Annotated in this window: 18 protein-coding genes, 1 pseudogene and 1 other annotated feature; of the genes and pseudogenes, 4 read left to right on the top strand and 15 right to left on the bottom strand. The window is 38.4% G+C overall.

Features of this window, described 5'->3' with window-relative positions; translation table 11 throughout:
- Window positions 1–52: 52 nt before the first annotated feature.
- Window positions 53–271, bottom strand: a binding site (T-box leader).
- 50 nt (window positions 272–321) lie between these two features.
- From gltX to C7B89_RS05000, 11 genes are all read right to left on the bottom strand, one after another.
- Window positions 322–1,782 carry a glutamate--tRNA ligase gene (gltX, locus tag C7B89_RS05050; protein ID WP_054548956.1) on the bottom strand — a complete coding sequence of 487 codons (1,461 nt, stop codon included), beginning with the start codon at window positions 1,780–1,782 and terminating at the stop codon, window positions 322–324.
- A 90-nt stretch (window positions 1,783–1,872) separates the two neighbouring features.
- Window positions 1,873–2,349 carry a 2-C-methyl-D-erythritol 2,4-cyclodiphosphate synthase gene (ispF, locus tag C7B89_RS05045; RefSeq protein ID WP_004233581.1) on the bottom strand — a complete coding sequence of 159 codons (477 nt, stop codon included), beginning with the start codon at window positions 2,347–2,349 and terminating at the stop codon, window positions 1,873–1,875.
- Window positions 2,350–2,490: 141 nt separating this feature from the next.
- Complete coding sequence (epsC, locus tag C7B89_RS05040) at window positions 2,491–3,432, bottom strand: serine O-acetyltransferase EpsC (protein ID WP_004233580.1); 942 nt, start codon at window positions 3,430–3,432, stop codon at window positions 2,491–2,493.
- A gap of 314 nt (window positions 3,433–3,746) precedes the next feature.
- On the bottom strand, window positions 3,747–4,442 hold the full coding sequence (gene ispD, locus C7B89_RS05035; RefSeq protein WP_048395541.1) for a 2-C-methyl-D-erythritol 4-phosphate cytidylyltransferase: 696 nt from the start codon (window positions 4,440–4,442) through the stop codon (window positions 3,747–3,749).
- 11 nt (window positions 4,443–4,453) lie between these two features.
- On the bottom strand, window positions 4,454–5,539 hold the full coding sequence (locus C7B89_RS05030; RefSeq protein ID WP_004233578.1) for a PIN/TRAM domain-containing protein: 1,086 nt from the start codon (window positions 5,537–5,539) through the stop codon (window positions 4,454–4,456).
- A gap of 282 nt (window positions 5,540–5,821) precedes the next feature.
- Window positions 5,822–7,198, bottom strand: coding sequence for a DNA repair protein RadA (radA, locus tag C7B89_RS05025; protein WP_004233577.1), 1,377 nt, complete (start codon window positions 7,196–7,198; stop codon window positions 5,822–5,824).
- Window positions 7,199–7,289: 91 nt separating this feature from the next.
- Window positions 7,290–9,734 (bottom strand): ATP-dependent Clp protease ATP-binding subunit, encoded by a 2,445-nt coding sequence (locus tag C7B89_RS05020; protein ID WP_048395540.1) that lies wholly within the window; start codon window positions 9,732–9,734, stop codon window positions 7,290–7,292.
- A complete protein-coding gene (mcsB, locus tag C7B89_RS05015) occupies window positions 9,724–10,833 on the bottom strand; it encodes a protein-arginine kinase McsB (protein ID WP_048395539.1) in 1,110 nt (369 codons plus the stop codon). The genes C7B89_RS05020 and mcsB overlap by 11 nt, the downstream gene beginning before the upstream one ends.
- The gene (locus C7B89_RS05010; RefSeq protein ID WP_004233574.1) at window positions 10,830–11,372 is read right to left on the bottom strand and encodes a UvrB/UvrC motif-containing protein; all 543 of its coding nucleotides are present in this window, start codon (window positions 11,370–11,372) and stop codon (window positions 10,830–10,832) included. Before C7B89_RS05010 ends, mcsB begins: the two co-directional genes overlap by 4 nt.
- A gap of 13 nt (window positions 11,373–11,385) precedes the next feature.
- On the bottom strand, window positions 11,386–11,856 hold the full coding sequence (locus C7B89_RS05005) for a CtsR family transcriptional regulator (RefSeq protein WP_004233573.1): 471 nt from the start codon (window positions 11,854–11,856) through the stop codon (window positions 11,386–11,388).
- A gap of 267 nt (window positions 11,857–12,123) precedes the next feature.
- Window positions 12,124–12,429: a DUF4870 domain-containing protein gene (locus C7B89_RS05000; protein ID WP_048395538.1), complete on the bottom strand. Its 306-nt coding sequence runs from the start codon at window positions 12,427–12,429 to the stop codon at window positions 12,124–12,126.
- 125 nt (window positions 12,430–12,554) lie between these two features.
- Between C7B89_RS05000 and C7B89_RS04995 the strand changes: the two genes are divergently transcribed.
- Both C7B89_RS04995 and corA read left to right on the top strand, forming a co-directional pair.
- The gene (locus tag C7B89_RS04995) at window positions 12,555–13,238 is read left to right on the top strand and encodes a class I SAM-dependent methyltransferase (RefSeq protein WP_054548954.1); all 684 of its coding nucleotides are present in this window, start codon (window positions 12,555–12,557) and stop codon (window positions 13,236–13,238) included.
- Between the two features lie 32 nt (window positions 13,239–13,270).
- Window positions 13,271–14,233, top strand: a complete 963-nt coding sequence (gene corA, locus C7B89_RS04990) for a magnesium/cobalt transporter CorA (RefSeq protein WP_048395530.1) — start codon at window positions 13,271–13,273, stop codon at window positions 14,231–14,233.
- A gap of 44 nt (window positions 14,234–14,277) precedes the next feature.
- Here corA and C7B89_RS04985 read toward each other — a convergent pair whose 3' ends face one another.
- Window positions 14,278–14,487: a hypothetical protein gene (locus C7B89_RS04985; protein WP_048395528.1), complete on the bottom strand. Its 210-nt coding sequence runs from the start codon at window positions 14,485–14,487 to the stop codon at window positions 14,278–14,280.
- A 270-nt stretch (window positions 14,488–14,757) separates the two neighbouring features.
- Between C7B89_RS04985 and C7B89_RS23530 the strand changes: the two are divergent.
- Together C7B89_RS23530 and C7B89_RS23525 are read left to right on the top strand one after the other, a co-directional pair.
- A pseudogene (locus C7B89_RS23530) lies at window positions 14,758–15,318 on the top strand (protoglobin domain-containing protein); the annotation flags it as partial.
- On the top strand, window positions 15,301–16,083 hold the full coding sequence (locus tag C7B89_RS23525; RefSeq protein WP_231595752.1) for a methyl-accepting chemotaxis protein: 783 nt from the start codon (window positions 15,301–15,303) through the stop codon (window positions 16,081–16,083). The pseudogene C7B89_RS23530 and the gene C7B89_RS23525, both read left to right, overlap by 18 nt.
- 37 nt (window positions 16,084–16,120) lie before the next feature.
- On the opposite strand, the gene C7B89_RS04975 is transcribed toward C7B89_RS23525, so the two are convergent.
- The 3 genes from C7B89_RS04975 to C7B89_RS04965 form a co-directional block, all read right to left on the bottom strand.
- Complete coding sequence (locus C7B89_RS04975) at window positions 16,121–16,600, bottom strand: acyl-CoA thioesterase (protein ID WP_004233566.1); 480 nt, start codon at window positions 16,598–16,600, stop codon at window positions 16,121–16,123.
- A 69-nt stretch (window positions 16,601–16,669) separates the two neighbouring features.
- Window positions 16,670–18,097 carry an aldehyde dehydrogenase family protein gene (locus C7B89_RS04970; protein WP_054548952.1) on the bottom strand — a complete coding sequence of 476 codons (1,428 nt, stop codon included), beginning with the start codon at window positions 18,095–18,097 and terminating at the stop codon, window positions 16,670–16,672.
- Between the two features lie 43 nt (window positions 18,098–18,140).
- Window positions 18,141–19,109, bottom strand: coding sequence for a DUF4003 family protein (locus tag C7B89_RS04965; RefSeq protein ID WP_115673251.1), 969 nt, complete (start codon window positions 19,107–19,109; stop codon window positions 18,141–18,143).
- Between the last annotated feature and the right edge of the window lie 124 nt (window positions 19,110–19,233).

Below are 19,233 nucleotides of genomic sequence, written 5' to 3'. Positions count from 1 at the left end.
CTCTCCTTTTCTGTTGAATAAAAAAAGCGCCTCTATCACTCCTAAAAGGAATGACAGAGACGCTCGATTTGCGTGGTTCCACTCTGATTGAAGACAAAAAGCCTTCCACTTTGGACATCCATTAACGGGGATGACTCGATAAAGCCTACTCTCGTTCAGCTTTATGCTCAAAGGTGCATTTCAGTTTTGCCTAGGCTCAGACCACTTTCAGCCGATGATGGTCCTCTCTTAAGAGCATGCGCCACTTACTTCTCCTTATCAACGCTTTTTCAATGTAAATACATTTTACAACGAAAGAATGAATTGTCAATAAATTTATCTTTATTGTGCAAATTTTTCTACACGGTCAATTGCTTTCTCTTTACCAATTAAACAAATGGCGTTCGGCAACTCTGGTCCATGTGTTTCACCTGTTGTCACAACACGGATTGGCATGAACAGATTTTTACCTTTATGACCAGTTGTCTTTTGTACAGCTTTAATCGCAGCTTTTACCGCATCTGGTGTAAACTCTTCTAGCTCTTCCAATTGTGCTTTAAATGCCGCCATTACTTCAGGTACTTGCTCTCCTGCTAAAACCTCTTTTGCTTCTTCATCATATTCAATATGGTCGTTAAAGAATAGGCTAGATAATTCGACAATTTCTGCACCAAAGCTCATTTGGTCATGATAAAGTGCGATTAAATCCGTCGCCCAAGCATGTTGCTCTGCAGTAAGTTCTTCAGGTAATAAGCCTGCTTTTTGTAGATGTGGTAAAGATAAAGCTACAACTTCTTCCAAAGACAACTTTTTAATATATTGATTATTCATCCATGTTAGCTTTTGTTTATCGAACATAGATGGTGATTTTGAAAGACGTTTTTCATCAAAAATTTTGATAAATTCTTCTTTTGAGAAAATCTCTTCTTCTCCCTCTGGAGACCAACCAAGTAGCGCAAAGAAGTTAAACATCGCTTCAGGAAGATAACCTAAATCTTTATATTGCGTAACAAATTGAATAATCGATTCATCACGCTTAGATAGTTTTTTACGGTTTTCGTTAATAATTAATGTCATATGTCCAAAGCGTGGATATTCCCAACCAAATGCATCAAAAATCATCATTTGCTTTGGTGTATTCGATAAATGCTCCTCACCGCGGAAAACGTGAGAGATTTCCATAAAGTGATCATCTAAAACAACCGCATAGTTATATGTTGGAATACCATTTGCTTTTACAAGCACCCAATCACCAATATCTTTAGACTCAAAGGTAACTTGTCCACGAACTAAATCTTCAAATTCGTATGTTACACTTTCAGGTACACGCATACGGATTGTGTATGGCTCACCTGCCGCTTCTTTAGCAGCAATTTCATCTGCTGATAAGTGGCGACATGTACCATCATAAGTAGGAGCAGCTACACCTCTTGCTTTTTGTTCTTCACGAGATGCTTCAAGCTTTTCAGAAGAACAGAAACACTTGTAGGCTACACCTTGCTCTAATAGTTTTTCAGCGTGCTCTTTATAAATATCAAGACGTTCCATTTGACGATAAGGCGCATAAGGTCCACCAATATCAATGGACTCATCATATTCAATACCTAACCATTTTAGGTTATCTAGCTGAGATGCTTCTCCGCCCTCTACATTACGTTCAATATCCGTATCTTCAATACGTACAATGAATTTACCGTTATGATGTTTTGCATATAAATAATTGAATAATGCTGTACGCGCTCCACCGATATGTAAATAACCTGTTGGAGATGGCGCGTAACGAACGCGAACTTCTTTCGTCATAATTAAAAGCCTCCTAAATTTTCGATCAAAAATTGACTTTGTTCATTTTACCACTCTGTTACAGGAAATAAAAGCGGGGTTCATCCACATTTATTTCTTGATCAATAGAATTGTTGCCATTGCCGCAATACCTTCCTCGCGACCTGTAAAACCTAATCGTTCAGTTGTAGTTGCTTTAACATTTACCTGTGAAGGCTCTGCGTGTAATAATTCAGCGATACGTTGTTGCATCTGTCCAATATAGGGGGCCATTTTAGGACGCTGTGCCATAATGGTACAATCGACATTACCTAGAGAATAACCCTTATCCTCAACGATCTTCCAAATGTACTCTAATAATTTTGCTGAGTCCGCGTCCTTAAATGCAGGGTCTGTATCTGGAAAATGACGGCCAATATCCCCTTCTCCAATTGCTCCTAGAGCCGCATCTGTGACAGTGTGTAAGAGAACATCCGCATCTGAATGTCCTACTAGTCCTTTTTCATGCGGAATGGTAATGCCACCAATAATTAATGGACGACCTTCTTCAAATGCATGTACGTCAAAACCTTGTCCAATTCGAAACATATTCATCTTCCTTTAATTAATATTTATCATTATCATATCAAAATTTGCCCTAGGTTGTTTGAAAAGCGCTTTAATAATTATCCTCCTATAGCAGTAATGGGCAGTTTAGAAAGCTACACTCTCTAGACTGCCCCACATTCTTTAAATATGATACTCTATATTTTTCATTTGACTGTTGCTAATATTCGGAGATGGCTGTGAATTATAAACACGTGAATAAGGGGGAACAGAGTGTGTTAGCCAAATATTACTTCCTAAAACGGAATCGTGCCCAATCGTCGTCTCGCCCCCTAAGATAGTAGCACCAGCATAAATGACAACATTGTCGGCAATATTCGGATGACGCTTAATGCCCTTAATTGGATTACCATTTTCATCTAATGGGAAGCTTAGTGCACCTAATGTTACACCTTGATAAATTTTTACATTCTTACCGATAGTACAAGTTTCACCGATAACTACACCTGTTCCGTGGTCAATAAAGAATGATTCTCCTATTGTAGCCCCTGGATGAATATCGATACCCGTTAATCGGTGCGCATATTCTGACATAATTCGAGGCACAATTTGTACACCCATTTCGTATAACTCATGTGCGATGCGGTGAATATAAACAGCCACAATAGATGGATAGCTTAGCAAAATTTCCTCTGTGGAAAGAGCTGCTGGGTCACCATTATATGCCGCTTGAATATCTGTTTGTAGCACTTGGCGAATGGCAGGAAATCGATTAATCAAATTCATAACAATTTTGTCTGCTTGTTCACGGCAATACTTCTCGCAATTGGCAGGATCACTATCCTCCATATTATAAAATAATACTTTTTCGATAATATCCCGCAAATCTAATGCTGTTTCACGCAGCTTATTACTGCAAACTACGTTCACCCTTGTTTCATCAATAGGTCTTGTCATATAAATGCCAGGAAACAGCACCTCATGGAAATTATCTATTATTTTTATAACCCGATCTCGTCCATCAAAGCCTATTGAGTTGTCAACGTCGATGTACTGTTTATTTATACTAGTTAATGAACCTGTAATTTCTGGAACCTTTTGATTCAACCAATCATTTAATGACACAATAAACACCCCTCACATCTTTTCATCTATTCTATTACCTTATTAATCATATATCCACTATTTCATTTTACACATAAAACAATCACATATGGATAAAATCCACTTTATTGGAGCATTCCAACTTTTTATTCTCTTCTACGCCTTCGTTTCTAATTCGACTAGCAGTTATGTCATTATTATCATACATATATGGATGAACAGATTACGAAGCAATAAGGCATTCTGACCATATAATTTTTCCCAAACAAAACAAATAAAAAAGACTATCCATCCTTAACAAACTACGAATGAATAGCCTCTATAAATAATATTTCCTAATGATTGAATGATCCACGCTTACGCAAGATTGCCTCACCAAATACTAAGTCTTCTTGTGTTGTCATTTTTACATTTTCATAACTACTTTCTACGATGTGTACCTGATGTCCGAGACGCTCCATTAGCATTGCCTCATCTGTCCCAAGAAAACCTACTTTTTCAGCTACGTCCTCCGCTTCCATAATTAATTCAAAACGGAATGCTTGTGGAGTTTGCACCATCCAAAGGCTTTCTCGATCAACCGTTTCCTCTATAATGCCATTCATTGATACTTTTTTCATCGTATCTTTCGCACGAACCCCTGCAATTGCTGCACCATGATGATGCGCGTTCTGTACAAGCTTTGCAATGATATCATGCGTAATAAACGGGCGTGCTGCGTCATGGACAAGCACAATATCTACCTGTTGCATCTCTTTCATGCAAGAATGAACCGAATGCTGTCGCTCAGCACCCCCATCAGGTAAACCCTTCACTTTGGTAATCCTATAGTCCTCTAGCATTTTTTGAATAAATCCACGCTCTTCTGGTTTTACAGCGAGCCAAATACCTGTGCAAGCGGGATCTTGTTGAAACACTTCTAGCGTGTGTACCAGAATAGGTTTCTCTAAAAGCTTTAAAAATAATTTATTTTGCCCTGCACCCATACGCTTCCCACTTCCGGCAGCAGGTAGAACCACTTCATATTGCATTTCCCCACATCCTAATCGTCCTTCGGCTTAGCAAATATCATACGACCTGCCGATGTTTGCAGCACACTAGTAACTGTAACTGTAATTGCCTGTCCGATGTAACTACGACCACCTTCAACCACAATCATCGTACCATCATCTAAATAGGCAACTCCTTGGTTATGCTCTTTGCCATCCTTTATAACCACAACCTGCATATCTTCACCTGGTATAACTACAGGTTTCACTGCATTCGCTAAATCATTGATATTTAACACTTTTACATGATGGAGCTCACAGACTTTATTCAGGTTAAAATCATTGGTAACGATGCATGTATCATTGCCCATTTTTTTTGCAAGACGGACAAGCTTTAAATCTACCTCTTGTACATCTTCAAAATCCTCGTCCGTAATTTCAACTTTTGTCTTACGCTCATCTTGTAATTTTTTTAAAATATCTAAACCACGCCGACCTCTTGTGCGCTTTAAGGTATCAGATGAATCAGCTATATGCTGAAGCTCTGTGAGCACAAATTGAGGTACAACTAATATACCCTCAATGAAGCCTGTTTCAGAAATATCAGCAATACGACCATCAATAATTACACTTGTATCTAGCAGTTTGTAGCTTCCACGAACCTCTTGAGCTTCAGCACCTTCAGCAGCTTTTTTCTTCGTATTGGTACTACGTAATGTAAAAAGCTGTATGAGCTCATCTCTTTTTCTAAAACCTAGACGGAATCCTAAATACCCTAATACAAATGACAGGATAATTGGAAGTACTTCCGAAATAACAGGGAATGGTACACTATCAATGGCAAAGCCTAAAAAGTAAGCGACAATCAACCCAATTATTAAACCAAACGTACCAAATAATAAATCTCCGATAGGAACCTTAAACAGAACTTCTTCCATCCAGCTAATGAGCCTTACAAAGTAATCGGAAAATGCAAAAGATAGTGTAAACAGTAAAAGTGCGCCTAGAGCTACTGATACATAAGGATTATCTAGCCAAGGATTAGATGATAAATGAAGCAATTCGTATAATGGCGGTAAGAAAACAAGGCCCAATGCTCCTCCAATCAGTAAAAACGCAATTTGAACAAATTTTTTCACAAGCTGTCACCTCCTAATTGTTAGTTAAGATTATACATAGTTTACGGTAGAAAATCTTTCATGAGCTCAGTCAAAATCTCATTATTTTTGATGTGTGAAACAAGGATAAGATAGTTAGACAAAATTTTACAAACTTCTATTTTGTTCGTACTAGATGAAAATCCTTTATTCATTCATCAGCTATTATTTAGGACGATTATTCTTTTATTTGAGTTTCCAATATTAGCATCAAAAATGAAGGAAAATGCATGTCAGAATAATATCCAACATGCACAACCTCCTTTATAACTCTCTAAAGCATGCATTTAGTGCATCTTTTATTGTTTCTACACCAACAATTTCAATTCCCTGAGGAAATTCCCAACCACCAATATTCGAAGAAGGAATGAAAGCTCTTTTAAATCCAAGCTTCGCCGCTTCAATGACTCGCTGTTCTATACGTGATACCCGACGGACCTCACCTGTCAGTCCGACCTCACCAATAAAGCAATCCGTTGCACGCACTGCCTGATCCTTAAAACTAGATACAATGCTTGTCAACACCGCTAAATCTATTGCTGGCTCATCCAGCTTGACACCACCAGCAACTTTAATATATGCATCCTGAGCTTGTAGCATGAGACCCATACGCTTTTCTAGTACAGCCATTAGCAATTGTACTCGATTTTGATCGACACCTGTGGCCATACGTTTAGGATAGTTAAAGCTTGTAGGTGTAACTAAGGATTGAATTTCAACAAGAATTGGCCTTGTCCCCTCCATTGAGGCTACAATAGTTGACCCCGCCGCACCTTGTGAACGCTCCTGTAAAAATAACTCAGAAGGGTTTAGAACTTCCTTTAACCCACCTTGAAGCATTTCAAATATAGCAATTTCATTTGTAGATCCGAAGCGGTTTTTTTGGCTTCGTAAAATACGATGATTATGATGTCTTTCCCCTTCAAAGTATAGTACAGTATCCACCATATGCTCTAAAATACGTGGCCCAGCAATTTGCCCCTCTTTTGTGACATGCCCTACTAGAAAAATAGCAATGCCTTTTGTTTTAGCGATTCGCATCAGCTCGGCTGTACATTCACGAACCTGTGAGACACTACCTGGGGCGCTTGTTACTTCTGGATGAAAAACCGTTTGTATGGAATCGACAATGACAAATTTAGGTTGTACTTCATCAATGGTTTGGTTTAAAAACTCTAGGTTTGTTTCGGAGTATATGTAAAGCTCTTGAGAAATCACTCCTAAACGCTCTGCTCGTAATTTCGTTTGACGAATGGATTCCTCTCCGGAAATATAAAGTACGCGATGCCCTTTATTCGAGAGTAATGCGGAAACCTGTAATAGTAATGTTGATTTCCCTATTCCAGGATCGCCCCCAATTAATACTAGAGAACCAGGTACAATGCCACCGCCTAATACACGATTGAGTTCGCCCATTTCTGTTGCTACGCGCGATTCTTCAGTAGCTTCTACTTGGATAATCGGGATTGCCTTTTGAGTAACTGTAGCAGAATGTTGAAATGCTCCACGTGGGCCTTTTGCAACCATTTCTACTTCTTCCACCATTTTATTCCATTCGCCACATCCAGGGCATCTTCCCATCCATTTAGCAGATTCATAGCCACAGCCTGAACATACAAATTTCGTTTTTTTCTTTGCCAAATTGCTTTCACCTCGAATATTTGTTCTTATCCTTAATTGTACAGAAAAAAAGACAGCTTGGCACTTAAAGCCTTACTGTCTTTCCTTGAAATTATTTAGAGATGGAAACTCCCTCTTTTTTCTTTACAACAAACTCATCGTTTACGTAATCAATGACAACCTGATTACCCTTTTCTACATTACCCTTTAGTAATTCTTCTGATAATCGATCCTCTACTTGTTTTTGTAATGCACGACGTAAAGGACGAGCACCATATTGAGGGTCATAGCCTTCTTCAGCAATTTTTTCAAGTGCTGCATCAGTCAGCTCTAACGAAATGTCTTGCTCTTGCAAGCGTTTTGTTAAAGCATTGCCCATCATCGCAATGATTTCTTTTAAGTGCTCTTTTTCTAATGCGTGGAAGACAATCATTTCATCGATACGGTTTAAGAATTCTGGACGGAATGCTTTTTTCAATTCTTCTAACATCGTACCTTTCATGTCTTTATGCTTAGACTCTGCACCACCTACATTGAAACCAAGGTTCTTTTGGTATTTTAATGCATCCGCACCAACGTTTGAAGTCATAATGACCACTGTATTGCGGAAGTCTACTACACGTCCCTTAGAGTCTGTTAAACGACCATCTTCAAGCACTTGCAATAGAATATTGAATACATCAGGGTGTGCCTTTTCAATTTCATCTAATAAAACGACTGAATATGGCTTACGGCGAACTTTCTCTGTCAGTTGGCCACCATCATCGAAGCCTACATAGCCCGGAGGTGAACCTACTAAACGAGAAGTCGAATGTTTCTCCATGTACTCGGACATGTCAACACGAATCATCGCATCCTCATCGCCAAACATTACCTCAGCAAGTGCTCTTGCAAGCTCTGTTTTACCAACGCCTGTAGGTCCTAAGAAGATAAATGAGCCAATTGGTCGTTTTGGATCTTTTAAGCCTGCTCTTGCACGACGTATTGCACGAGAAATCGCTTCTACTGCTTCTCCTTGCCCTACTACACGTTTGTGTAACTCTTCTTCAAGCTGTAATAACTTCGAAGATTCTTCAGAAGCAATTTTAGCTACTGGGATTCCTGTCCACATTGATACAACTGCTGCTACATCATCCACAGTCACTTTAGATTCGGCTTTACCTTGCTCTTCTTTCCAATTTTTTCGAGTAGCTTCAATTTCATCCTTCAGCTTTTGCTCTGTATCTCTTAGCGCTGCTGCCTTTTCAAATTCTTGACCTGATACGGCTGCATTTTTTTCAGAACGAACATTTTCAAGCTTATCCTCAAGCGCCTTTAAGTTTGGTGGTACTGCGAATGAGCGTAAGCGTACTTTAGAACCTGCTTCATCGATTAAGTCAATCGCTTTATCTGGTAAGAATCGATCAGAAATATATCTATCACTCATTTTTGCCGCTGCTTCAATGGCTTCATCTGTAATTTTCACACGGTGATGTGCTTCATAACGATCGCGTAAGCCCTGAATAATTAGAATAGCCTCTTCCACTGTCGGCTCATCCACTTGGATTGGTTGGAAACGACGCTCTAAGGCCGCATCCTTTTCAATGTACTTGCGGTACTCATCAAGTGTTGTGGCACCAATACATTGAAGCTCCCCACGTGCTAAAGAAGGTTTTAAGATATTTGATGCATCAATCGCACCTTCAGCACCGCCCGCACCAATTAATGTATGCAATTCGTCAATAAATAAAATGATGTTGCCTGCTTGGCGAATTTCATCCATCACTTTTTTCAAACGATCTTCAAATTCTCCACGATATTTTGTACCTGCAACAACTGTCCCCATATCTAGTGTCATTACACGTTTGTCACGAAGGATTTCTGGCACCTCGTTATTAATAATTTGCTGTGCCAATCCTTCAGCAATCGCTGTTTTACCAACACCTGGCTCACCAATCAATACAGGGTTATTTTTCGTACGACGCGATAAAACTTCAATAACTCGTGTAATTTCCTTGCTTCGGCCAATAACAGGGTCTAAAGTACCTTCACGTGCAATTTGTGTTAAATCACGTGCTAGGCTATCTAATGTTGGTGTATTGGCAGCTTGGGCTGCTTGTTGACCAGATTGTGCATTATCATTATTACCTAATAGCAATAATACTTGCTGGCGAGCTTTATTTAAACCGACTCCCGCATTGTTTAAAACGCGAGCTGCCACGCCCTCACCCTCACGTATAAGCGCCAATAATAGATGCTCTGTACCGATATAGGAGTGACCTAGTTTACGTGACTCATCAACAGATAATTCAATTACTTTTTTAGCTCTTGGTGTATAATGAACGATTGGACCGACATCTTCTTTGCCTTTACCAACTAATTCTTCAATGCCAGCTTCAATCATTTGAGGACTAATATCAATGGCTTCTAACGCTTTCGCAGCAATACCGCCGCCTTCACGTATAAGCCCTAATAGAATATGCTCTGTACCGATAGATTCGTGCTTCCAACGAATAGCCTCTTCCTGAGCAAGCTGTAATACTTTTTGCGCGCGTTGTGTAAAACGATTAAACATCATATAAATCCTCTCCTTTTTCCCCATTTATAGGCTTATTCGCATGTTCTTGAGATAATGTCTCACGAAGCATCTCCGCTCGTACACGATCCCGCTCAGCAGGTGGTAATGCCTCACCTGCATAGTGCTGTAAAAAACCTGGTTGCATACTAACAACACATTCATTTAAGGTCGTTGTTTGTATACCATCAATCAATTGTAAATCTACTCCTAAACGAACATTAGATAGGCAAGTAGCAGCTTCCTCACTTGTTAAAATTCTTGCATGTGTAAGGGTACCTAAAGCTCGATATACGCGATCTTCTAGCGCAAGCTCTGCCTTTTCCATTAATTTACCTCTTGCATGCCGCTCTTTTTGAATAATCTTTTCAGCGACACTTTGTATATCTGCTAAAATATCTTCCTCTGTCTTCCCAAGTGTAATTTGGTTAGACACTTGATAAACATTCCCTAAATTTTCGCTTCCTTCTCCATATATACCTCTTACAGTCATTCCTAAGCGTGTCATGGCATTTATAATTTGATTCATTTGCCCAGTTAATGTAAGAGCGGGTAAATGCATCATGACGGATGCTCGTAGACCCGTACCAATATTCGTTGGACAGCTTGTTAAATAACCAAAAGTATCTCGAAAAGCATACGGTAATACTTTCTCTAGGATACGATCAATCTTATTTGCTTGTTCATAAGCACTTTGAAGTTGAAAACTTGCTGTCATACATTGAATGCGTAAATGATCCTCTTCATTCACCATAATGCTAACGGATTCGTCTTCAGAGAGTAGTATAGAGCCCACTTGCTCTTTTTTAGCCAGTTGCGGGCTAATCAAATGCTTTTCTACAAGAATTTGACGCTGTAAAGGGGTTAAATCCTTTATAGCAAAATAAGCATAATCATTTTGAAGCGTTGGGCTATCGCTGACAGCATGTGTAACGGCCTGTTCCACTTGCAGTGCCTCATTTTCTGAAAACGCTAATGGAAAACGATAGCCATCTAAATTTCGTGCAAGGCGGATCCGTGTACTAATGACGATATCTGAGTAATCATCTTTGATATGCATCCAAGTTGGTGTCGCACGCTCTAAAAATGATTCAATCATCATGTCACATCACCACCTTCAAATTGTAGATGCTTCTCTAGCTCTTTAACTTCATCCCGTAGCTTCGCCGCTTCTTCAAACTGTTCTTCATCTACGGCGGATTTCATACGCTTGCGGATATCTTCTATTTGCTTTTTAATAACATACACATTACTGCGAGCACCAGGCATTTTTCCAATGTGTTGTGGACCTGCCTGAATACGATTAAAAAGCTTTGGCAAATGATCTCCAAATGTGTCATAACAGCTTGGGCACCCGAATTTTCCTTCTTTTAAAAATTGCTTATACGAAAATCCACATTGTGGGCATGTTTGCTGTTGTGGTTGTACCTGTTGTTTTTCCCCCACCTTTTGCCATGTAGGAGAGCCAAACCAGTTAGACAATAACTGTTGAATAGATACTGGCTCTTGTTTAAACTCTGCATGAAATGGATGGAATTGTGAGGCGCAGACGTCACAATAATGATGCTCTACTTTTTGCCCACTTTGAACTTGTGTTACTGTAACTGTCGCATTACGTTGTTTACAATGTTCGCATATCATTTCCATCACCTCACTATTTTTGTTGTTCATATTTTATTGTTGTCAGCATTGCTCGCAATATTTTTGATCGAATGACATCTCTTAAGGGGAGATGCAAGTCGATCGTGGAGCGATCAATTGCTGCTAACATTAATTTCGCTTCTCGCTTGGAAATTACCTGCTCATCAATGAGTCGATAAACCAAATCTTCTGCCATTGTTTGTGATGCCCCACCTTCAATTTGCCTGAGAACATCGTCGATTAAATCAATCTGTGAATTCGCGCGGACACGTAAAATTCGAATGTATCCACCACCACCACGTTTGCTCTCAACAAGGTAACCCCGCTCGGCAGTAAATCTTGTATTAATAACATAATTTATTTGTGATGGTACACATTGAAATTTATCAGCGATTTCACTACGTTTAATTTCAATATGCCCTTCTCCACCTAATTCAAGTACTTGCTTTAAGTAACCCTCTATGATGTCTGATATATTACGCATTTTAGGAATACACCTCGCTTGCTTCACTGACTTTGACTATCTTTGACTTTCTTTGAGTATATTATACAAAACGCTTGAAAAAAATTGCAATGATTTCGCCCATAGAAAAGTGGAAAGTCTTGAAAAAGGCTTTTTAAGAGCCGAAAAGAGCCCTTTTTCGATCATTTGTTTACGGTTTAATAATTTCCTTATACACCTAATGTACCCTTATTCGTCATAGAAAAAACGCAAGCATATGCAACTAGCATATACTTGCGTCTATGAAAATTATACCCAGCGACCAACAATTGGATAACGCCAAGGTTCATCAGACAATGCTTTTACGATACCGATGATCGGTACCACAAATACCATAATGCCGAAAATGATTAAAAATGGTAAGCCAATAAGGACAAAGCTTAAACCAACAGAGATAGCAATTAAAACACCCATGACAATTTGGAATAGCAGTGCTTGAATAGAAATTGCCTTTACTTCCTCATCCGAACTAATTAAAAAGAAAATAATGGGCACTAACCATGGCGCAAAAAATGCACTTGCGTGTATGATTACTTTAGACCATTTAGTCTCCATATATATCAACCCTTTCTTTGAACTTTATTCTATGTTTTATGTACTACTATTTACGGAACTATACCCGCAATAGTTTCACATTAAGAAAGATTTTTTAAAATTTTTTTGAAAGGCTGTGAGGAGCGTTGGAATTTAACAACACATTAGCAAATGAATATGAAAAGGGTATTCGCCGTACATTGCCTAGTTATGATGCCATGCTACGTTTAATACAAACTTTTTATCATTCTAGGCTATCAGAAAATGCTAACATGCTAGTCGTGGGAGCAGGAAGTGGCAATGAAATTATACAGCTTGCAGAAGGAAGACCTCACTGGTCATTCACTGGCATTGATCCATCAGAATCCATGCTTACTATAGCTAAAGAGCGTTTACTCACTCTTCCTAATGATATGTCATTCCATCAGGCTACAATACTTGATGCTTCGCTGCCCTCTACTCAGTATGATGCGGCAAGTTGTGTTCTCGTCTTGCATTTTATTCATGATTATAAAGAAAAGCTCGAAACAATAACAGAAATAGCAAGACATTTGAAACCTGGAGCACCATTTGTCCTTGTTTCAAAATATGGTCAGCTAGGCTCTTTAGAAACAGAACTACAATTTGATTTATGGCGTTCTTATTGGCTACAGCATACTAGACTTTCTTTATCCGATGTAGCAGAGATGGAAAAATCCATTCGTTCCCTTTCTTTTATGAGTGAAGAAGAAATTTTAATACTTTTACAAAGTGCAGGTTTTACTAAACCTTCTAGATTTTTTGCCACTACTTTGTTCGGTGGTTGGGTATGCTTTAAAGAGGAGCGCTAACATTTTGTAGTAAATAATTTGAGGTGAAAACCGTGATAAGCACCATTGGCATTACAAAGCAACAACAATTGTTAAAGGATTTTCCATTAGAAGAGATACATCAGCAAGAATTTGAATGGTATTGGGTTGATTTTAATTGTCCTACAGCCGAGGAGGAATCATTGTTGGATACATTTTTCCACTTTCACCCTCTCGCTATTGAAGATTGCTTAATGAGGTTGCAGCGTCCTAAGCTCGATTTTTATGATGATTTTCATTTCTTTGTCATTCATCGGGTAAACGAAGAGACGTTAGCTGCGGAGGAGGTTAATATTTTTGCCTCCAATAAATTCATCATAACCTTCCATAAAAATCCTGTCCCTGAGATAGAGAAGGTGCAAAAGATGCTGGAAAACCAACCTAAGAATTGGGAGCGAGGTACTGTATACCTAACGTATCAAACTATCGATAAAATTGTTGATAGTTATTTTCCACTCGTTTACAAAATTGAAGATCATCTAAATGCTTTAGAAGGTGAACTTACATACCAAAGTAATGTAAATGCCATGAAAATTGTCTTCGAGTTCCGTAGTGACTTGCTTGACTTAAGACGTACTATTTTACCAATGCGTGATCTTTTATATCGCATTCTCAATTCTTACCGTTTCTCACTAAAAAAATCGGAGAGAGCTTATTTTGGAGATATCTACGACCATCTACTTAAGCTAACAGAGATGGTTGAATCTAATCGAGAGCTTACAGCAGACATGCGGGATAGTTATATGGCTATGAGTTCTAGCCGAATGAATGGCATTATGATGACTTTAACAATTGTATCAACTATCTTTATACCACTTACCTTCATTGCTGGTGTGTATGGGATGAATTTCGATAACATGCCTGAACTACATGGGCAATACAGCTATTTTATTGTACTTGGGATTATGATAATTATCGTTATCTTTATGTTGGCTGTCTTTAAACATAAAGGCTGGTTTAAACTGTTTAAACCATAAAAAGACTGCTCGTTTTAATGAAAACGAGCAGTTTTTTTAATCTATTAATACGGTCCTCTGTCATCAATCTTATTATCCCCCTGCTGTGGAAATAAAAAGTAGGCTAATACCCCTGATCCCAAAGCTGCACATATGGTAATTAATAATTGCTCAACATCTGGTACCTCAGCATGATAGTTTCGTAGCATATAAACAGAACCAATGGCAACAATCACCATGACAGGAATAACAAATTTAAAACGTTTTTTCTCCATACCACCCCTCCTTCCATTTTTTATTTTCGTACGATTTTTAGATTGCTAAACAGTTCGTATTTTACAGGTTTCCTATTTTAAATTCAAATTTACATCGCTTCACCATTTGGACTAACAATAAAGTAAAAAAATAAAGAAATATCCAATTTTTTAACCAAATATTCAGCAAATAATAGTAAAATAGATTTAATCCCATTTATTTATTAAATATACAAACCTAACAAATTTCAAAAGTGCTTATTTACTTACAATTTATTATGGATATTAAGAATGGAGCAAATAATAATGAGTTGGTTTTCAAAAAATAGTAGTTCTAGCTACGCAATTACATTAACACCTGAAAATTTTAAGAGCGGTGTACAGTTAGATGTATTGAACCACCCCAATCTTCAAAAACAATTACAACTTTTAAATTTAACACTTGAGGATTTAGCTATCATTAAGCAGCTACAGCCTTTAGCTAAAGACTTAATTCCTGAAATGGTGGAGAAATTTTATGCAGCCATTAGTTTGAGCCAAGATTTACTTGATATTATTAATAGAACATCACATATTGATCGTTTGAAAATCACGTTACATAAACATTTAAGTGACATTTTTGAAAGTCATATTAATGATGCCTACATTGCTGAACGAAAAGCCATTGCTGAGGCTCACGTTCGAATTGGCTTGCAGTCAAAGTGGTATATTGCCTCATTCCAGTCACTCACTACTACTTTTGCAAACTTTGTGAACGAGGTGGATATTTCTAAAACAGATGCTATTCGTGCTATAAACGCTTTTTGTAAAATCATTAATTTTGAGCAACAACTCGTGATTGAGGCATATGAAAAAGAGGAAGAACGTATTCGCTCAGCAGCAGATGCAACAAAAAATTCCCTTGTAACGACGATCCAAAGTACTGCAGAAGAGCTTAATGCCATTAGTGAAGAAACAGCCGCATCATTATTAGTGATTTCCTCACAAACAGATGATATTGCTGTAGCAACCAAGCAAGGATTGAACTTCGTAGCAGATACACAAGAAAAATCAAGACGAGGCCAACAGCAATTGAAAGAACAAAATGATTTAATCCAAGTTATTTTGCAAAGTGTCAATGGTCTTGAGGTAACGATGAACCAACTACGTACCTCTTCTCAAAAAATTTCTGAAATCGTTGGGCTAGTTACAGGCATTGCTGATCAAACCAATTTATTAGCATTAAATGCTTCTATTGAGGCTGCACGAGCTGGAGAACATGGGAAAGGTTTTGCAGTAGTGGCTGAGGAAGTTCGTAAACTTGCGGAGGAAACAAAAAATGCCGTCCAAAATGTTTCTCACCTTATTAAGGAAACAGAAAGTAATATTACGACTATGGCTAATTCAGTTACTAATGTTGATCAAAAAATTCAACATAGTGTCAATACACAAGAAAGTTTATCCAAGTCATTTAATGATATTGCTGATGCAGTTTCTGGCATTCAGCAGCAATACGTAAATACATCTAGAGATATTTCAGCTATATCTAATTTAATCACTGAATTATCGCAAGGTGCTACACTAGTCTCTTCTTCTTCCGACTCGCTCATTAATGTTGTCAATGAACTAAATATGTAAAATAAAAAAGGGAACTCATTTGGAGTTCCCTTTTTCCTTAATGCGGCAATGCACGTTTTTGTTTACGGTGCTCTCGTCTTGCTGGCCCAGTTTCAAATAAACGCTTCTCTTCATCTGTTTCAGGATAGATTGAGGGAACTGGTACGGGTTTCCCTTCCTCATTTACTGCAACCATCGTGACAAATGATTCTGTCGTTAATTTTTCCTCGCCAGTCTCAATATTGCGAGAAACAACGCGAACATAAACCTCCATTGAAGAACGTCCTGTAGACGAAACAATACTCTCGATTTCAAGAATATCTCCTACATGTGCAGCGGATAAAAAATCAACCGAGTCAATAGAAGCTGTCACTACAAGGCCTTTCGCATGTTTCATTGCTGTAATAGCAGCAATTTCATCAATATAAGCTAACACTCTTCCACCGAAAATAGAATTGTGATTATTTGTGTCTGGGGGTAATACGAGACGCGATTGAACCGTACGTGATTGGCTCATGGGTACAGCGTTGTTTGGCATAATTCTTGCAACTTCCCTTCTCATGTTGTTCTTTCGTCATCGTATCGCAGAAAAAGAGCTGATGCAAATTTAGAACGATTTTTTCATCGAAATAAATTTCATATCAGTCATTTCTTCTATAGCCCACTTAATTCCTTCACGTCCATAACCACTCATCTTTACTCCACCATATGGCATGTTATCTACTCGGAATGTCGGAATATCATTAATAATGACAGCACCAGCCTGTAATTCATCTGCTGCATATAAAGCATCTGACAATATATTCGTGTAAATACCTGCATTTAGGCCAAGGTCCGACTCATTTACAAGTCGAATTGCGTCGTCTAATGTTTCATATGAAACAATTGAGACGATTGGTGCGAATGTTTCCTGACAAACAATTTTCATATCAGCTGACACATTCGTCATAACTGTTGGCGTTAAAGTACGTTCAGTAAATACGCCTCCAGTTGCAATCATAGCCCCCTGTTCTTGTGCCTCCTCAATCCATTCCCTAATACGTTCCACTTCATTTGGATTTATCATGGCACTAACATCTGTTGTCTTCTCTAATGGATCTCCTACTATAAGCTTTTCTGTTTCTGCAACAAATGCTTTAGTAAATTCATCAATAATAGAGGAATGCACATATATACGTTGTAACGAAATGCATACTTGTCCAGCAAAGTTAAAAGCACCGCTTACACAACGACTGATAATTTTATTTATTGGCGTAGATGGTTCGACAATTACTGCAGCATTAGAACCCAGCTCTAAAGTTACTTTACGTAAGCCTACTTTTTCTTTAATCTTCAAACCAACCTTACCACTACCTGTAAAGGTTACTTTTTTGACATATGGATGTGTGACAAGCGTATCACTAAGCTCACCCCCACTTCCTGTCACAATTTGTAATGCCCCATCGGGTAATCCTGCCTCTCGGAAAATTTCTGCCATAACGATAGCACTTAGTGGCGTTTGTGTTGCTGGCTTTAATACAACTGTATTGCCCACTGCAAACGCTGGGCCTAACTTGTGTGCCACTAAATTGAACGGAAAATTAAATGGCGTAATGGCTGATATTACACCTAAAGGTTCTCTTTTTGTCCAGCCTATTCGATCTCCTGCTCCAGGGGCTGCATCCATTGGAACCGTCTCACCTTTTGCCTGTTTAGCTCCTTCAGCTGCAAATTGATAGGTTGCGATTGTACGGTCAATTTCAGCTAAACCTGCAACAATAGGTTTTCCAGCCTCTAAGGCTAAAATCTCTGCAAGTTCTTCTTTTCTTTGTCGCATTATATCAACGACTTTATATAATATTTCGGCACGTTCATAGGCTGTTGTCTTTTTAAACGATTGGAATGCCTGCTGCGCACCTTCGATAGCTTTCTCTACATCTTGAATAGATGCTTTAGCTACATGAGCAATAACCTCACCGCTATATGGAGAAGCTAGCTTATAGCTTTCCTCTGCATCATGCCACTGACCATTAATCCAAAGTTTTGTATCCTTCATCCTTCAAATGCACCTCCAAATAATCATGTTCTTCTTTATTCTATCACGAAGAACTTGAACTAGACGCAATGGCAGCTGCACTAACCGCTGCAATCATTGCTGCTTGCTGTGCTTGGATTAATAGCTCAATAGAAGACATAATGGTCATGGACAAAGACTTTTGTACCTTTGCCATATCATAAATAGCAAATTGTACAGCCATAAAGAGCACAAATTCACGATGCCATTTTAATAACTTCATGTCTTTTAATTCATGGTATAAATCAATCAACTTTTGAAGTTGTGCTTTATCCAGGTTAAGTATGGCTAAAAAGCCAAGTAAAGGATAATGCATAGCCTTGACTTTAACGTTTTGCTTTTTGAGCCCATCACGAAGGGTTACAACATCGGGTACTAGCTGACCATCAAATTTGGGTGATAAAAATGTTAATACCTGTGAAAGCCATTGGAGCTCATTGCCAGCATTAAAATTATATGTTCTTAGTTCTTTATAGTATCGATTCATGGTATCCGCGCGCAATTCAACATCATCAGATGGACTGCTTAATAATATGGCATAAGGAATGTCCTCATATGAGGTTAATAATGGATGATGTTTACGTATAGCATCAAATAAGGCTCTTGCCACCTGTGCATGCGTCTTTTTATCCTGTTCATCCTCCGTCAAGAATTGTGCTCCGATATAGCTAAAATTGCCGCTTCTGAATTTCGCTTCCTTTAAGATGCTCACATTTGTAAGTAAATTCTTCACTGCCTTTTCTGCATCATCTTGCTCCATGAGGTTGGCAGCAATACTATATCCAACGGTTGTCCGTAAAGGAGACAGCCATGAAGATTGCTTCTTCATCTCTTGTAAAACATTTTTATACTTCGTTGCATCAAAAGTTTTTCCTGAGGCTACAAATGTACTAGCAATAGCTAACACAATTTTACGGTCCACCGTCCAGCCTGCAGCCGTTGATACCTCCTCTACTGTATTGGCAAATTCATTTTCAATCATCACATAATCCATATTTATCACACTCCTTTACCCGTTTTACGTAACATAATGTGAGAAAGATTCACCCTCTTTGTAACAATTAACATAAAAAGTAAACATAATTTAATGTATGTTACTTACTTTATTTGATTTAATA

This window comes from Lysinibacillus capsici, assembly GCF_003367505.1.
Classification (GTDB): domain Bacteria; phylum Bacillota; class Bacilli; order Bacillales_A; family Planococcaceae; genus Lysinibacillus; species Lysinibacillus capsici.
This window is presented reverse-complemented; position numbering and strand designations above follow the sequence as displayed.

Bases quoted from the DNA above. Each gene is read 5' to 3' on its own strand.
- ispF (WP_004233581.1), bottom strand. From the start codon at position 2,349: ATGTTTCGAATTGGACAAGGTTTTGACGTACATGCATTTGAAGAAGGT.
- C7B89_RS05020 (WP_048395540.1), bottom strand. From the start codon at position 9,734: ATGATGTTTAATCGTTTTACACAACGCGCGCAAAAAGTATTACAGCTT.
- C7B89_RS04985 (WP_048395528.1), bottom strand. From the start codon at position 14,487: ATGGAGAAAAAACGTTTTAAATTTGTTATTCCTGTCATGGTGATTGTT.
- gltX (WP_054548956.1), bottom strand. From the start codon at position 1,782: ATGACGAAAGAAGTTCGCGTTCGTTACGCGCCATCTCCAACAGGTTAT.
- C7B89_RS05005 (WP_004233573.1), bottom strand. From the start codon at position 11,856: ATGCGTAATATATCAGACATCATAGAGGGTTACTTAAAGCAAGTACTT.
- C7B89_RS05000 (WP_048395538.1), bottom strand. From the start codon at position 12,429: ATGGAGACTAAATGGTCTAAAGTAATCATACACGCAAGTGCATTTTTT.
- mcsB (WP_048395539.1), bottom strand. From the start codon at position 10,833: ATGATGATTGAATCATTTTTAGAGCGTGCGACACCAACTTGGATGCAT.
- C7B89_RS05010 (WP_004233574.1), bottom strand. From the start codon at position 11,372: ATGATATGCGAACATTGTAAACAACGTAATGCGACAGTTACAGTAACA.
- C7B89_RS04965 (WP_115673251.1), bottom strand. From the start codon at position 19,109: ATGGATTATGTGATGATTGAAAATGAATTTGCCAATACAGTAGAGGAG.
- C7B89_RS04975 (WP_004233566.1), bottom strand. From the start codon at position 16,600: ATGCCAAACAACGCTGTACCCATGAGCCAATCACGTACGGTTCAATCG.
- C7B89_RS04970 (WP_054548952.1), bottom strand. From the start codon at position 18,097: ATGAAGGATACAAAACTTTGGATTAATGGTCAGTGGCATGATGCAGAG.
- ispD (WP_048395541.1), bottom strand. From the start codon at position 4,442: ATGCAATATGAAGTGGTTCTACCTGCTGCCGGAAGTGGGAAGCGTATG.